Genomic DNA, 14366 nt, shown 5'->3' on the forward strand with positions numbered 1-14366 from the left:
TTATATGTTTTCCGGCTCATGGGCCAGTTCGGTTGGAAAATCCTGAGAAACGCGCTTCCAGCGCGCAATAAATTTTTTCTTCGGCCGGGCACCGCGTTCCTCCCGCCGTTCGCCGGCGCTCAGCGGATGCACGCCGACGTCGATCGGCGTCAGCGCGTAATCGCGCAGCCACTCGCCATAACCCTGCGCGACGAATCCCTGGCTGCGGCGCTGATACGCCTCGCGTTCCGCCAGGTAGACTTCGCGCAGGCCATACCAGGGCAGGCCGGGCAAATCGTGATGCACTAAATGGTAGTTCAGATTGAGAAACAGCAGCCGCCACGGCCAGCCCGCCTCATTAATAATAGAACGTGCCTGCGGTGCGTCCACGGCGCGATGCTCAAAAAACGATCTTACCTTGGTCAGCGCCAGCGCCGGGTAGCTGATGGCCAACAGGTAAAACGCCGCGCCGATGCCCTGCATCTGCAGCCAGTACAGCAGCACCGCCAACAGCGACAGGTGCGCCAGCCACATCGCCCAGGCGCGCAGATCGCCCGCTGCAAGCGTCTTCACTGCGCCGAACAGCGTGGTGACGATGTCCAGCGCCGGGCCGAGGAGCACCCGGCCGATCAGCGTATTGCGCACCGCGGCCAACAGCGGCAGCAGGCGGGGATAACGCCGCCACTGCGCGGCGCTAAAGTAGTAACTTTCGGGATCTTCATGCGGATCGGTCAGGTGGTCGTTGCGGTGATGGCGCAGATGCGAATCCCGATACAGCCCGTAGGGATACCACACCGCCAGCGGCAACAGGCCGAACAGCTGATTGACGCGCGGCCAGCGCGTCGGATGGCCGTGGATCAGCTCGTGTTGCAGCGACATATACCCGGTGGTCAGCAGGATCAGCAGCGGTGCGCCAAGCCACGGACCCAGCGCCTGCCAATAATGCGCCACGCCGAACCAGCCGCCGTACACTGCCGCCATAATCCCCCAGGTGGGCAGTTCCAGCCGCCAGTGCCAACGCTGATAAAGCCGTCGGATGCGGTCGCGTTGTTCGGGGTGCAAATAGTGGGCGTGGGACATGCTGCGGCTCGCGGTTGGGGAGTTTCCCCCCAGTATCCGTGAGCCGTAACGACGTTCCAAATAACGAAAATGGCAAAGCTAAGTGAAAATTCAGCGGGTTGCGTACGCGGCATGCGGCTCACACGCCACCGGGAAATTCACCGAGTTGGCGATAAAGCACAGGTGATGCGCCTTCTCGTGAAGCTGTTGCGCCAGCTGCAGATCGTCGCCATCGCGCACTGTGACCTGCGGCCGCAGCGTCACCGAGGTAAAAAAGCCGCCGCGCGCGGCGTCTTCGCGCATCACCCCCACGGCATCGTCCTGATAGGCCAGCACCGAAATCCCCGAGGTGGCGCACAGATGCAGACACCATAATTTGTGACAGGCGCTGAGCGATGCCACCAGCAAATCTTCCGGATTCCAGCGCGTCGCGTCACCGCGGAAGGCCGGATCGGCTGAGCCGGCGATGTCTGCCTTGCCCGCGGCGCCGATCAGGTGATCGCGCCCATAGGCGCGGTAATCTTCCGTGCCTGCCCCCAGGTTCCCTTGCCAGGTGACCGCCACCTGATAATGATGCTCGCCTTTCATGCCTTTTTCTCCCGTTGGCCGGCCAATGAAAAATCATCTTAATGCATGCCCGGAAAACACTATTGGCGGAAAAGCGTGAATACGCAAACGGCGAGACGAGAAAAAACGGGCCGCGCAAGCGGCCCGTCGGTCACATCCCTTTAGGGAACGAAATCGAGCACCACGGCGTTGAACAGCGCGTACTCGGTGGCGTTGGCCATCGGCGGAAACTGCGCGTGCTGCACCGCCGCGCTGGCCGCCGCGCACAGGGGCGCATCGCCCCTCACGATCTTGCTGCTCGCCAGCTTGCCGTCCGGCCGCAGCCGTATGCTGATGGTGCAGCGTTGGCCGCGCGCGTGCTCCGGCGAGCGCAGCTCGCGGCTCACCGCGTTATGCACCCGCTCCGGGTAACTGAGCTGCGTTGCGGCCAGTGCCGGGGTCTGCGGCAACGGGGTGCCGGTCTGATGGCCGGCCCCGGCGCCGCAGCCGCTCAGCAGCAACAACGCCAACAGGCTTAGTGTCTTTTTCATTCCCGATGTCCTTATTGGGGGATTTATCCTTATCGAGCGGCCCTCACTGCGCCGCTGGGTAAGCCTCACCGTCATCCGCGTAACGCTGCAGCCGCTCGCGCCACCACTTGGCCGCCAGGCCGCTGGCGCTTTCCCGCCAGCCGAAGTAGGCGATATCGCTGCACCGTTCCGATTCGACGCGTTTCGCCACCAGTTCGCCGCTGTTCAGGTAAGGTTCCGCCAAGGCGCGCGGCAGATAGCCGCAGCCCAGCCCGGCCAGCTGCGCCTGCAGTTTGGCGTCGAAACCGAAGACCGTCAGCGTATCCTGCTCTTCCAGCAGATTCAGGCTCTGCGGCGCGTTGACACGCGAAGTGTCGCGCACCACCACCGCCCGGTGCTGACGGATTTCGTCCTTCGGCAACGGTTCCGGCAATGCCGCCAGCGGATGCTGCGGCGCGACGGCGAACACGTAATCCAGCTGCCCCAGCCTGCTGAACGCATAGCCTACCCGTGACGGCGGCTCGCAGATGGCGCCGATGATAATGTCGGCGCAACCGTAAACCAGCGACTCCCAGGAACCGGCCAGCACCTCGTGGCTGAAACGCAGCCGGGTATGGTGATGCTGCCGATAAAACTCGTTGATCAGCGGCAACAGGCGGGCAAACGGGAAGGAGGCGTCGATCCCAAGCGTAATCTCGCTTTCCCAGCCGTTCTCCACATAGCGCGCCTGCTGTTCCAGATCCTGCGCCGCGCGCAGCAGCACCCGCCCTTTTTCCAGCATCAGCTTGCCGGTATCGGTGAACTTCGCCCGATGGCCGGAGCGATCCAGCAGGGTGATGTCGAGATCGTTCTCGAGCTTTTGCACCATATAGCTCAGTGCCGAAGGGGTTTTAAACAGTGCGGCGGCCGCGGCGGCGAAAGATCCGTGCCGGTCCAGCGCGTCCAAAATCAGCAGCGCTTCCAGGTTTAATCTCATGCTTTCTCCCGTGTATAAAAAAACTCAACAAGTCGGCAAAAATTCTGCGGTATCTTTGAAATCGCCCTCTGCCTACCATGGGTTTTATCGGCGTTACACTCATCAGATGTTCAACCGAAATATCACTGGGAAGGTAAATTATGTCCAAGTTTCAACTGCTTGATAAAGACAATTCCGCACTGATTTTTATCGACCATCAACCGCAAATGGCCTTCGGCGTGGCTAATATTGATCGTCAGCAACTGAAAAACAACGTTGTTGGTTTGGCGAAGGCAGGCAAGATTTTCAACGTCCCTACCCTTTTCACCTCGGTCGAAACCGAAAGCTTCAGCGGCTATATCTGGCCGGAACTGCTGGCGGTGCACCCTGAAATCACCCCGATTGAACGCACCTCGATGAACTCCTGGGAAGACGCGGCCTTCGTCAAAGCCGTGGAAGCCACCGGCCGCAAAAAGCTGGTGATCTCCGCGCTGTGGACCGAAGTCTGCCTGACCTTCCCGGCGCTGATGGCGCTGGAAGCCGGCTATGAAGTGTATGTGGTGACCGACACCTCCGGCGGCACCTCCGTCGATGCGCACGAACGTTCGATCGACCGCATGGTGCAAGCCGGCGCCGTACCGGTGACCTGGCAGCAGGTGCTGCTGGAGTACCAACGCGACTGGGCGCGCAAAGACACCTACGACGCGGTGATGGCGCTGGTGCGCGAACACAGCGGCGCGTACGGCATGGGCGTCGACTACGCTTACACCATGGTGCACCACGCACCGGCCCGCACGGTGAAATAATTCCCCTTGCCCCGGCCTCGCGCCGGGGTATTTTCAGGAGTCGGTTTTATGGCCCATCCGCAGCATGTCACGCTGGTGATCACCCACCGTTTGGCGCCGGGGAACGAACAGGCCTATGAGGCCTGGCTGAACCGCATCATGCCCGACGCCGCGGGCTTCACCGGCCATTTAGGCGTCAACGTGATTCGCCCTTCCGGCGACGAACAGGCCTATACGGTGCTGGTCCGCTTCGATAATCTCGACAATCTCTACCGCTGGCTCAACTCGCCGCAGCGCAAGCAATACATCGAAGAAGTCACTCCGCTGTTGCTGGAGAACGACCATATCGAGATCCGCCCCGGCGCAGAGTTCTGGTTTACCCCGCCCAACCCCAGCGTGCGCCAGCCGCCCCAGTGGAAGCAATTCATCATCACCCTGCTGGTGATCTTTCCATCCACCAATCTGGTGCCCTGGTTTTGGGGACGGGTGCTGCCGCAGCTGGACGGCTCGCTGCTCGGCCATTTTCTCAATGACGCCACCGTGGTCGCCCTGGTGGTGTACCTGTGGATGCCTATCGTGACTCGCGTTTTTCATCAATGGCTGACCCGCCGCTAGGCGGTTCGCCGGGAGAATGTTATGAACCACCACGCTTCATTGATCATCACCAACGGCAAGTTTCACACCGTCGATCGCCAACACCCCACCGCGCAAGCGGTCGCCATCCGCGACGGCAAGTTTCTGGCGGTCGGCAGCGAAAGCGAAGTCATGCAGCACGCCGGGCCGGAAACCCAGGTGATCGATCTGCACGGCCACACCGCCATTCCTGGCCTGAACGACTCGCACCTGCACCTGATCCGCGGCGGCCTGAACTATAACCTGGAGCTGCGCTGGGAAGGCGTGCCCTCGCTGGCCGACGCGCTGCGCATGTTGAAAGAACAGGCGCTGCGCACCCCGAGCCCGCAATGGGTGCGGGTGGTCGGCGGCTGGACCGAATTCCAGTTCGCCGAGCGCCGCATGCCGACGCTGGACGAAATCAACCAGGCGGCGCCGGACACGCCGGTATTTATTCTGCATCTCTACGATCGCGCGCTGCTCAACCGCGCGGCGTTGAAGGTGGTCGGCTACACCAAAGACACGCCGAACCCGCCGGGCGGCGAGATCCAGCGCGACGCCAACGGCAACCCGACCGGCATGCTGATCGCCAAACCCAACGCCATGATCCTGTACGCCACGCTGGCGAAAGGGCCGAAGCTGCCGCTGGAGCAGCAGGTCAATTCCACCCGCCAGTTTATGCGTGAGCTGAACCGCCTCGGTCTCACCAGCGCCATCGACGCCGGCGGCGGCTTCCAGAACTACCCGGAGGATTATCAGGTGATCGCCGAGCTGCACGAGAAAAAGCAGCTGACCATCCGCATCGCCTATAACCTGTTCACCCAGCGGCCGAAGCAGGAACTGGAAGACTTCGAGCTGTGGACCGACATGCTCAAACCGGGCCAGGGCACCGACTTCTATCGCCACAACGGCGCCGGCGAGATGCTGGTGTTTTCCGCCGCCGACTTCGAAGACTTCCTGCAGCCGCGCCCGGATCTGCCGCCGGGCACCGAAGACGAGCTGGAGCGGGTGGTGCGCCATCTGGTCGAGCACCGCTGGCCGTTCCGCCTGCACGCCACCTATGACGAATCCATCAGCCGCATGCTGGACGTGTTCGAGAAGGTGAACCGCGATATTCCGTTCAACGGGCTGCACTGGCTGTTCGACCACGCCGAAACCATTACCGAGCGCAATATCGAGCGCGTCAAGGCGCTGGGCGGCGGCATTGCAGTCCAGCACCGCATGGCGTTCCAGGGGGAGTATTTCGCCGACCGTTACGGCATCGAAGCCACCAAACATACGCCGCCGGTGGCGAAAATGCTGGCGGCCGAGCTGCCGGTCGGGCTGGGCACCGACGCCACCCGCGTCGCCAGCTACAACCCGTGGACGGCGCTGTACTGGCTGGTCTCCGGCCGCACCGTCGGCGGCATGGCGATGTACGACGACAGCGCGCGGCTGGATCGCGAAACGGCGCTGATGCTGTGGACGCAAGGCAGCGCCTGGTTCTCCACCGAACAGGGCAAGAAAGGCCAGATCAAGGTCGGCCAACTGGCGGATTTGGCGGTGCTGTCGCAGGACTATTTCAGCGTGCCGGAAGAGCAGATCAAAGGCATCGAGTCGGTGATGACGGTGGTGGACGGCAAAGTGGTCTACGCCGCCGGCAGCTTCTCACCGCTGGCGCCGCCGCCGCTGCCGGTGCTGCCGGAGTGGTCGCCGGTCACCCAGGTGCCGGGCCATTACCGCTCCGCACCGCCGTCGGCGGCGGCCCGCGTCGGGGTAGTGAGCCAGGCGCATCAATGCTGCGGCCCGTGCGGCGTGCACGCACACCAGCATGACATCGCACGCCGCTCCAGCATCCCGGTGTCGGACGAGAATGCCTTCTGGGGCGCGTTCGGCTGTTCGTGTTTCTCGTTCTAAGTTATCAAGCCAATAACTTATTATAAAATTAATTTAATAAGCTATTAAGCTGGCAACATAATAAATTAATGGCGCTGTCCACGGGAGAGCGCCATTTCATTTTCAATCGCGGTTGATCTCCAGCCAGCGCCGCTGTTCGGCGGAGGCGGCTATCGCGTCCAGCACGCACGACACCTTCCAGCCCTCTTCAAAGTCCGGCCACATGCGATCGCCCGCGGCGATGCCGTTGACCAGATCGCGGATCTCCACCGTCTTCTGATCGTTAAAGCCGATGCCGTGCCCGGCGCTGATGCAAAACGCCGCATAGTCCGGGTGCTTCGGCCCCACCAGCAACGTCTTGAACCCCTGCCGCTCCGCCGGTTCATCGTGCCGATACAGCTTCAGCTCCGCCATCCGTTCCTGGGTATAACTCAGCGTGCCTTTGGTGCCGGTAACCACATAGGTCAACCCCATCTTGCGCCCGCAGGCAATGCGCGACGTTTCGATAGTGCCCATCGCGCCGCCGGCGAAACGCAGCAACGCACTGGCCTGATCTTCGTTTTCCACCGGGTGCAGGCGCGTCGGGTCTTGCGGATCCGGGCGCTGTTTGATCACGGTCTGCATATCGCCGGAAACCGCCACGATATCGCCCACCAGGTAGTGCGCCATATTGACGATGTGCGCCGCCAGATCCCCGAGCGCGCCTAACCCGGCGCTGGCGCGGCGACAGTGCCAGTCGATCGGCGTGCGCGGATCGGCCAGATAATCCTCATTGTGGGTACCGTAAAAATGCACCACCTCGCCGATTTCGCCGTTGGCGATAATTTCGCGCGCCAGTTGGCTGGTGGGGTTTTTCATGTAGTTAAAACCGACCAGCGTTTTCACCCCCTTAGCGCGCGCGGCCTGCACCATCTCCGCCGCGTCGGCGGCGTCCAGCGCCAGCGGCTTTTCCGAATACACGTGCTTGCCGTGGCGGATCGCCGCCAGCGCCATCTCTTTGTGCAAAAAGTTGGGGGCACAGATGTCCACCACATCGATCGCCGGATCGGCCACCAGCTGCCGCCAGTCGCCGGTCGAGCGCGCAAAGCCGAATTCGGCGGCGCGCTGCGCCGCCAGCTCGGGCGTCACCTCCGCCAGCATCTCCAGCACCAGTTCCCCTTTCAGAGGAAAGACCGTGGCGGCCTGCGCATAGGCGATAGCGTGACAACGCCCGATATAACCGGTGCCGATTAACCCAACGCGTACCTGTTTCATCATTTTCTCCCGTGACCGAAATTCTGTGTAGAACCAGGCGTCGCTCAATGAAACGCGCCGGTTGATAACGGGTTTATATGGAATATAAATTTCAATAACAAGCACACAGGAAAATAAAGTTCATATTCGTGATGCCGTTCATGAAACATTGACGGGATGATGCAACGAGGAAAGTTCGGATACGACGGGACGTATCCGGACAAGATAAAATGAACCGTTTATTTCATATCACGGTAAACCGTTGGCGCCGTGCTGCACATAGCCAGGGCGTTGCAGCAGGCGCTGCTGATAGGCCGCCAGCGCCGCATAATTCGGCCGCACGAACGGCGTCATCAGCCAGCGGTTCAGCGACAGCCCCAGCACCACGTCCGCCAGCGTGAAGGCGGCGCCGGCGGCATAAGGGCCGTGCTGCGCCAAATGTGCGTCCAACAGGCCCATCAGCCGGTTCCATTCGCGCTCGGCGGCGGCCAGGCTGGCGGCATCCTGATAATCCGCATGCCCACGCACCCGCGACATGAACACGTAGCGCCAGGCGCCGTTCAGATCGGTGGCCTGCCAGTCCATCCACATCTCCACCGCCGCGCGCGCGCCGGGTTCCTGCGGCAGCAGATCGCGGCGCCCTTCCCGCCCCGCCAGATAGCGGCAAATGGTGTTCGACTCCCACAGCACCCGCTCGCCGTCGATCAGCACCGGCACCAGGCCGTTGGGATTCAACGCCAGAAACGCCGGCTCCTGCGTAGAGCGAAAACCGCTGCCCCAGTCTTCCCGTTCCAGCGCCTGCCCCAGCTCCTGACAGGTCCATAACACTTTGCGCACGTTGATTGATGAAGCCTTGCCCAAGACTCTCAGCATCGGTTTTCCTCTTATCTATTCTTTCCAGAAAGGTTTACATCCTTCACGCAGCGCTTCTGCACGCGACAAACCAATATCGATCAGCCGCGCATCGTCCAGCAATAATAATTCTTTTCGCGTCCTGTAGCGTTGCAGATACAAACGCCAGCGTGACCCGCCGAATGAGCGCCGCCGCGGCGCGCCAGTAAACAGAGCCATCTTGTTATTCCCCCTGATGTTTTCGCCTGGTAGTGATGATGCGCGCCAGGCAAAAAACAATACAGATTCACGCTGGCGCTATTTTTTTCATACAGCTGCGCCAAAAAACCCGCTGAATGGTTTATTTTGAAAGTATCTGTACCGGTTTTTTAATCCTTACCCCCGATGAGAGGCCTCTGTATGACACGCTACGCCACGCTGGCCGCCATTCTCAGCCAACGCATTCAGCAAGGGTTGTATCCGTCCGGCCATCGCCTGCCTTCGGTGCGCGCATTGAGCCAGGAGCACGGCGTCAGCATCAGCACGGTGCAGCAAGCCTACCGGCTGCTCGAGGAACAGCGCCTGGTGGAAGCGCGGCCGAAGTCGGGCTACTTCGTGCATACGCGGCGCGCGCAGGCCGAGCTGCCCGCCATGACGGCGCCGGTGCAGCGGCCGGTGGACATATCGCAATGGGAGCAGGTGCTGGAACTGGTGCGCAGCCGGCCGCGCGAAGGCCTGATCCAGCTGGGGCGCGGCATGCCGGATATCGCCGAACCGACGATGAAACCGCTGATCGTCGCCCTGCGCAACGCCGCCCGCCACGGCGACCTGCGCAGCCTGTATTACGACAGCATTCAGGGCGTGGCCGCGCTGCGCGAACAGGTCGCCCGTCTGCTGCTGGACTCCGGCTGCCAAATCGGCCCCGATCAGTTGCTGATCACCACCGGCTGTCAGGAAGCAATCTCCGCCGGGCTGCGCGCCGTTTGCCAACCCGGCGACATCGTGGCGGTCGATTCGCCCTGCTTCCACGGCACCATGCAAACGCTGAAGGGTCTGGGCATCAAGGCGCTGGAAATCCCCACCGATCCGCTCACCGGCGTCAGCCTGGCGGCGCTGGAGATGGCGCTGGAACAGTGGCCGGTCAAGGCCATCCTGCTGACGCCCAACTGCAATAATCCGCTGGGCTACATCATGCCCGACGCCCACAAACAGCGGCTGCTGACGCTGGCGCAGCGCCACGACGCGGCGATCATCGAAGACGATGTCTACGGCGACATCGCCTATCACTACCCGCGGCCGCGCACCATCAAGTCATTCGACGACGACGGCCGCGTGCTGCTGTGCAGTTCGTTTTCCAAAACGCTGGCGCCGGGGCTGCGCGTGGGCTGGATCGCGCCCGGCCGCTACCTGGAGCGGGTGCTGCACATGAAGTTCATCGGCTCCGGCGCCACCGCCACCCAGCCGCAGCTGGCGATCGCCGAATTCATCCGCGGGGGGCACTATCTGCAGCACCTGCGGCGCATGCGCGCCCGCTACCAGCAGAACCGCGACCGCATGACCGATCTGATCCTGAAATACTTCCCGGCCGGCACCCGCGTCAGCCGGCCGCGCGGCGGTTTTATGCTGTGGATCGAACTGGACGAAGCGTTCGACACCCTGCGGCTGAACCGCCATCTTGAACAGCAAGGCGTACAAATCGCCGTCGGCAGCATTTTTTCCGCCGCCGGCAAGTATCGCAACTGCCTGCGCATCAACTATGCGCCGACGCTGACGACGGAGATCGAACAGGCGGTACAGCGGGTCGGCGCCACCATCCAGGCGCTGATGCCGGCCGACAGTTTGGCGCAATCAGATTAAATCTTGACGCGATCGGATTATCGGCGCACGGACAGGCTGTTTTAGAGTAATGCCTTCTCTTACCACTGGCAGGCAACAACCATGAGCAGCGATCAAATTCCGGTTTCCAGCGCGCTGGCGGTGCGCCTCGCGGCGCTAGGTGTCGATCTCGAACGGGTCGGTCAGTTGGCCGGCTTGCCCGCCGGGCTGCTCAGCGAGCGGCGCATAAAAGTGCGGCTGACCACCCACCAGTTCTTCGCCGTCTGGCGCGCCCTCGCCCAACTGAGCGACGATCCCGCCTTTGGTCTGCGGCTGGGCGGCGACGTCGCGCCGGAGCATTACGATATCGCGTCAGTCGCCGCACTGCACTCCGCCACGATGGGCGAAGCGCTGCGTAAAGTCGCGCGCTACAAACGGTTGGTGTGCCCGGAAGAACTGATGCTGGAGGAAGACGGCGACAGTATACGGCTGCATACGCGCTGGACGATGATCGAAGACCATACGCCGGAATTATTGATCGATACAATGTTCGCTTCTATCACCGCCCTGTGCCGCCGTGGCACCGGCTTGCCGCTGCAGCCCAAGGCGCTTGAGGTGACACGCCGTCACGATCCCCACTCGCCGCTGTTGCGCCACTTCGGCTGCCCGGTGCGATTCGATGCGCCGCAGGACGTGCTGGTGTTCGATCGCGCGCTGATGCGGCAGCCGCTCATCACTTATGATCAGGACATGTTGGCGCAGCTGCTGCCGGAGCTGGAGGCCGAGTTGGCCGAGGTGCGCGCCGAGCAAAACTTACCGATGCAGGTGATGGCGATCCTCGGCCGCAGCATGCGCGGCCAGCGCCCCAGCGTCAACAGCGTGGCCGCTGAACTCTATCTCAGCCCGCGCACGCTGCAGCGCCGCTTGCAACAGCACGGCTACAGCTACCAGCAATTGTTGGACAAAACCCGGCACCGCACCGCCTGCCGATTGTTGGCGGAAACCGACCTTGAACCGGGCGAAATCGCCTTTGTGCTGGGATTCGAAGAGCTGAATTCGTTCAGCCGCGCCTTTATTCAGTGGGAAGCGCTGACGCCCAGCCGCTGGCGCACGCAGCGCGCCGCCGGCCAGTGGGAGAACAGAGCATGAAAGTGATTATTTTCGGCGCCAGCGGCATGGTGGGTCAGGGCGCGCTGCGAGAATGCCTGCGCGATCCGCGAGTCAGCGAAGTGCTCAGCATCGGCCGTCGCCCGCTGGCGCAAAGCCACGCCAAACTGCGCCAGCTCTCCCTGCCCGATCTGCGTGATCTGTCGGCGCTGGCGCCGCAGCTCGCCGGCTACGACGCCTGTTTCTTCTGCCTGGGGATTTCGTCCTCCGGCCTGAGTGAAGCTGAATATCGCGCGGTGACTTACGATCTGACGCTGGCCGCCGCCCGCCCGCTGGCGACGCTGAATCCGTCGATGGTCTTCGTCTACGTCTCCGGCCTCGGCACCGACAGCAGCGAACGCGGCCGCAGCATGTGGGCCAGGGTCAAAGGCGCCACCGAAAACGCGCTGCTGGCGCTGCCGTTCCACGCGGTGATGTTCCGTCCCGGCGCCATTGTGCCGCTGCACGGCATTCGCTCCAAAACCCGCCTCTACGATCTGGCCTATCGGCTGTTCAAGCCGCTGTGGCGCGGCGCATTGCGGCTGTTTCCCGCCCGGGTAAGCAGCACCGAACGAATCGGGCGGGCGATGCTCGCGGTGGCGCGACGGGAAAGCGCGCTGCGCATCATCGAACCGGCGCAGATCAACCGGCTGGCGACGCTGTGAAATAACGTCATCCACCGCCCCGCCGCCAATACTCCGCCACCCGGCGACGCAGATGGTCGATGCCCTGCGGATGATGAATGAACTGATCCACCGGCATCATCCGCCAGCGCTGTCCCTCGTCGCCGAAACGTATGGCGGCGATCTGCGCGGGGGCGATCTCGCCGGCCATGAACCAGGTCGGGGGATAGCCGGGCAGAATGCCGTCGTAGCGCCGCCGCCAGACAACCTGACGTTCGGCGATCGCCACGCCGAATTCTTCCTGCGTCTCCCGCTGCACGCACTGCAGCGGCGTTTCGCCGTTTTCCCGCCCGCCGCCGGGCAGATCCCACAGGCCGGGCCACGGAATGTCCGGTTTGTCGTCCCGTTGGTAAACCAACAAGAGATCGCCGCACAACAGTGCGATCTTGGCCCCGCCAAACGCCCAATCCGTCATGATTTCTTCGCTCCCGGCCCATTGCCTTTGACTGAACATCATACTTCATCCCCGCGCGGCCTGGTGTATAGTGAAAATCCGTTTTCACAACAGGCGAACAATAACGATGAACTCTCCGTTTCTGGTGACCCCTCAATGGCTTGCGCAACATATCAACGATGAAAATCTGGTGGTGATCGACGTCCGGATGTCGCCGGTGGGGCTAACGCCGAAAAAGGACATGCTTGCCGAGTTCGAACGCGGCCATATCCCCGGCGCGGTCTATTTCGACATCGACGACGTGGCGGACAAAAACACCGCGCTGCCGCATATGCTGCCGACGGCGGCGGAGTTTGGCGCGGCGGTGGGCAAGCTGGGCATCAGCGAGCGCGATACCCTGGTGATTTACGATGAGGGTAACCAGTTCTCCGCGCCGCGCGGCTGGTGGACCTTCCGCAATTTCGGCGCCCAGCATGTTTACGTACTGGACGAAGGGCTGAACGGCTGGACCGCGCAAGGCCAGGCGCTGGCAACCGGCCCGGCGCAGCCTGAACCGCAGACGTTCAACGCCCGGTTCAACGCCGACGCGGTGGTGGATATGCGGCAAGTGGAACAGGCGTTAGGCACGCCGGTGCAAATTCTCGACGCGCGCGCCGCGCCGCGTTTCCATGCCGAAGCGCCGGAGCCGCGCCCCGGCCTGCACCGCGGCCACATTCCCGGCAGCATCAACATTCCGTACGGCGAGCTGCTGGAAAACGGCCGCTTCAAATCGCTGGAGGCGCTGCGCCAAACCTTCAGCGACAAGGGGGTGGACATCAACGGCCCGATCATCACCAGCTGCGGCTCCGGCGTGACGGCGGCGGTGCTGGCGTTTGGCCTGCTGTCGCTCGGCGCGCCGCAGGTCAAGTTGTATGACGGCGCCTGGAGCGAATGGGGCCAGCTGAGCGGCAAGCAGCCGATCGCCCAAGATTAGGTCTCGATCCGCTCGACCACGATCTGCGCCAGCCGCTGCACGGCGGCCGAAGGCTGATCCTCGGCGCGGTGCAGCACCACGCCGAGCTGGCCGAGAGCGGGCAGCAGATCGGGGGCCAGCGGCGACAGGCCGGGCGGTAAGCCCGCCGCCGTGCGCACCGTAACGCCCAACCCGGCGCTCACCGCCGCCCACACGCCGTTCAGGCTGCGGCTGCTAAAGGCGATGCGCCAGGGAATGCCGGCGCGATCCAGCGCCTGCGTCGCCGCGCTGCGCATCAGGCAGGGCGCGTCGAACATCACCAACGGCAAGGGTTCGTCCCCTTCTCGCCACGGCGCCAGCGCGAAGCCGGGCGACGCGATCCAGTGCAGCTGCCGCTGTCCCAGCGCCTGATGAAACGGCGTGCTCAGACCGCCATCCCACGCCAGCGACAGATCCAGCTGGCCTTTCAGCACCCAGTCGATCAGCTCGGCATTGCGCGCGATGCGCGCCTCGATCCTCACCTTTGGATTGGCGCGCGCGAAGCTGCCCAACACCTGCGGCAGAAACGTCTCGCCGAAATCCTCCTGCAGCCCCAGCCGCACCGTGCCCTGCAGATCCAACCCGCGCACCGCGGCGGCGGCTTCGTCATTGAGCTCCAGCAGGCGGCGCGCGTAACCGAGCAGGGTCTCCCCCGCCTCGGTCATCACCATGCCGCGTCCGGCCTTGCGCAGGATCGGCGCGCCGACCTGCTGCTCCAGCTTTTTCAGGTGGGCGCTGACCGCCGACGTCGAACGCCCCAGCCGTTCAGCCGCCTTGGCGAAGCTGCCCAGCTCGACGCCGGTGACGAAGCTGCGCAAATCCTCGAGATCGAACGTGATTCGCCCCATGCTGACCATCCTGATTTTCTGAACTATCAATCAAAATAATACCGATTTTACTAATAAAGATGGCGTGTCACGCTCTCCCGGTCA

16 protein-coding genes are annotated in these 14366 nt (G+C 62.9%); 7 read left to right on the forward strand and 9 right to left on the reverse strand.

Going from position 1 to position 14366, the window contains the following annotated elements; all coding sequences use genetic code 11:
* From ACMGGK_RS16430 to ACMGGK_RS16445, 4 genes are all read right to left on the reverse strand, one after another.
* Entirely contained in the window at positions 1-1059 is a 1059-nt protein-coding gene (locus tag ACMGGK_RS16430) for a fatty acid desaturase (protein WP_016928559.1), read from the reverse strand.
* Between the two features lie 90 nt (positions 1060-1149).
* Complete coding sequence (locus ACMGGK_RS16435) at positions 1150-1626, reverse strand: OsmC family protein (protein ID WP_420277034.1); 477 nt, start codon at positions 1624-1626, stop codon at positions 1150-1152.
* 140 nt (positions 1627-1766) lie between these two features.
* The gene (locus ACMGGK_RS16440) at positions 1767-2135 is read right to left on the reverse strand and encodes a cell envelope integrity TolA C-terminal domain-containing protein (protein WP_016928561.1); all 369 of its coding nucleotides are present in this window, start codon (positions 2133-2135) and stop codon (positions 1767-1769) included.
* A 43-nt stretch (positions 2136-2178) separates the two neighbouring features.
* Positions 2179-3090, reverse strand: coding sequence for a LysR substrate-binding domain-containing protein (locus ACMGGK_RS16445; RefSeq protein WP_049299504.1), 912 nt, complete (start codon positions 3088-3090; stop codon positions 2179-2181).
* A 140-nt stretch (positions 3091-3230) separates the two neighbouring features.
* Here ACMGGK_RS16445 and ACMGGK_RS16450 point away from each other — a divergent pair, with 140 nt between their 5' ends.
* Genes ACMGGK_RS16450 through ACMGGK_RS16460 form a run of 3 tightly spaced genes read left to right on the forward strand, consistent with a single transcriptional unit; the run spans position 3231 to position 6362 of the window.
* A complete protein-coding gene (locus ACMGGK_RS16450) occupies positions 3231-3875 on the forward strand; it encodes a hydrolase (RefSeq protein WP_004939390.1) in 645 nt (214 codons plus the stop codon).
* 48 nt (positions 3876-3923) lie between these two features.
* Positions 3924-4469 carry an antibiotic biosynthesis monooxygenase gene (locus tag ACMGGK_RS16455; RefSeq protein WP_004939393.1) on the forward strand — a complete coding sequence of 182 codons (546 nt, stop codon included), beginning with the start codon at positions 3924-3926 and terminating at the stop codon, positions 4467-4469.
* Between the two features lie 21 nt (positions 4470-4490).
* Positions 4491-6362 carry an amidohydrolase gene (locus tag ACMGGK_RS16460; RefSeq protein WP_015377117.1) on the forward strand — a complete coding sequence of 624 codons (1872 nt, stop codon included), beginning with the start codon at positions 4491-4493 and terminating at the stop codon, positions 6360-6362.
* Positions 6363-6464: 102 nt separating this feature from the next.
* Here ACMGGK_RS16460 and ACMGGK_RS16465 read toward each other — a convergent pair whose 3' ends face one another.
* The 3 genes from ACMGGK_RS16465 to ACMGGK_RS16475 all read right to left on the reverse strand — a co-directional run bounded on the left by ACMGGK_RS16465 (position 6465) and on the right by ACMGGK_RS16475 (position 8645).
* Positions 6465-7595 (reverse strand): Gfo/Idh/MocA family protein, encoded by a 1131-nt coding sequence (locus ACMGGK_RS16465; RefSeq protein ID WP_033640958.1) that lies wholly within the window; start codon positions 7593-7595, stop codon positions 6465-6467.
* 228 nt (positions 7596-7823) lie between these two features.
* Positions 7824-8447 carry a glutathione S-transferase family protein gene (locus tag ACMGGK_RS16470; RefSeq protein ID WP_143778732.1) on the reverse strand — a complete coding sequence of 208 codons (624 nt, stop codon included), beginning with the start codon at positions 8445-8447 and terminating at the stop codon, positions 7824-7826.
* A 15-nt stretch (positions 8448-8462) separates the two neighbouring features.
* Entirely contained in the window at positions 8463-8645 is a 183-nt protein-coding gene (locus ACMGGK_RS16475; RefSeq protein ID WP_016928567.1) for a DUF1127 domain-containing protein, read from the reverse strand.
* Between the two features lie 180 nt (positions 8646-8825).
* On the opposite strand from ACMGGK_RS16475, the gene ACMGGK_RS16480 reads away from it, so the two are divergent.
* From ACMGGK_RS16480 to ACMGGK_RS16490, 3 genes are all read left to right on the forward strand, one after another.
* Entirely contained in the window at positions 8826-10262 is a 1437-nt protein-coding gene (locus ACMGGK_RS16480; protein WP_016928568.1) for a PLP-dependent aminotransferase family protein, read from the forward strand.
* Positions 10263-10343: 81 nt separating this feature from the next.
* Positions 10344-11369, forward strand: a complete 1026-nt coding sequence (locus ACMGGK_RS16485) for an AraC family transcriptional regulator (protein ID WP_016928569.1) — start codon at positions 10344-10346, stop codon at positions 11367-11369.
* Positions 11366-12031: an epimerase gene (locus tag ACMGGK_RS16490; protein ID WP_143778731.1), complete on the forward strand. Its 666-nt coding sequence runs from the start codon at positions 11366-11368 to the stop codon at positions 12029-12031. Before ACMGGK_RS16485 ends, ACMGGK_RS16490 begins: the two co-directional genes overlap by 4 nt.
* Before the next feature lie 7 nt (positions 12032-12038).
* Here ACMGGK_RS16490 and ACMGGK_RS16495 read toward each other — a convergent pair whose 3' ends face one another.
* On the reverse strand, positions 12039-12464 hold the full coding sequence (locus ACMGGK_RS16495) for an NUDIX hydrolase (protein WP_049299531.1): 426 nt from the start codon (positions 12462-12464) through the stop codon (positions 12039-12041).
* A gap of 106 nt (positions 12465-12570) precedes the next feature.
* Here ACMGGK_RS16495 and sseA point away from each other — a divergent pair, with 106 nt between their 5' ends.
* Positions 12571-13416 carry a 3-mercaptopyruvate sulfurtransferase gene (gene sseA, locus ACMGGK_RS16500; protein WP_197766343.1) on the forward strand — a complete coding sequence of 282 codons (846 nt, stop codon included), beginning with the start codon at positions 12571-12573 and terminating at the stop codon, positions 13414-13416.
* Here the strand turns inward: sseA and ACMGGK_RS16505 are convergent.
* Positions 13413-14282: a LysR substrate-binding domain-containing protein gene (locus tag ACMGGK_RS16505; protein ID WP_016928573.1), complete on the reverse strand. Its 870-nt coding sequence runs from the start codon at positions 14280-14282 to the stop codon at positions 13413-13415. The two genes, sseA and ACMGGK_RS16505, sit on opposite strands and share 4 nt — an antisense overlap.
* Positions 14283-14366 lie beyond the last annotated feature (84 nt).

Source organism: Serratia sp. BNK-33-b (assembly GCF_048684565.1).
In the GTDB taxonomy this organism is placed as follows: Bacteria; Pseudomonadota; Gammaproteobacteria; order Enterobacterales; family Enterobacteriaceae; genus Serratia; species Serratia marcescens.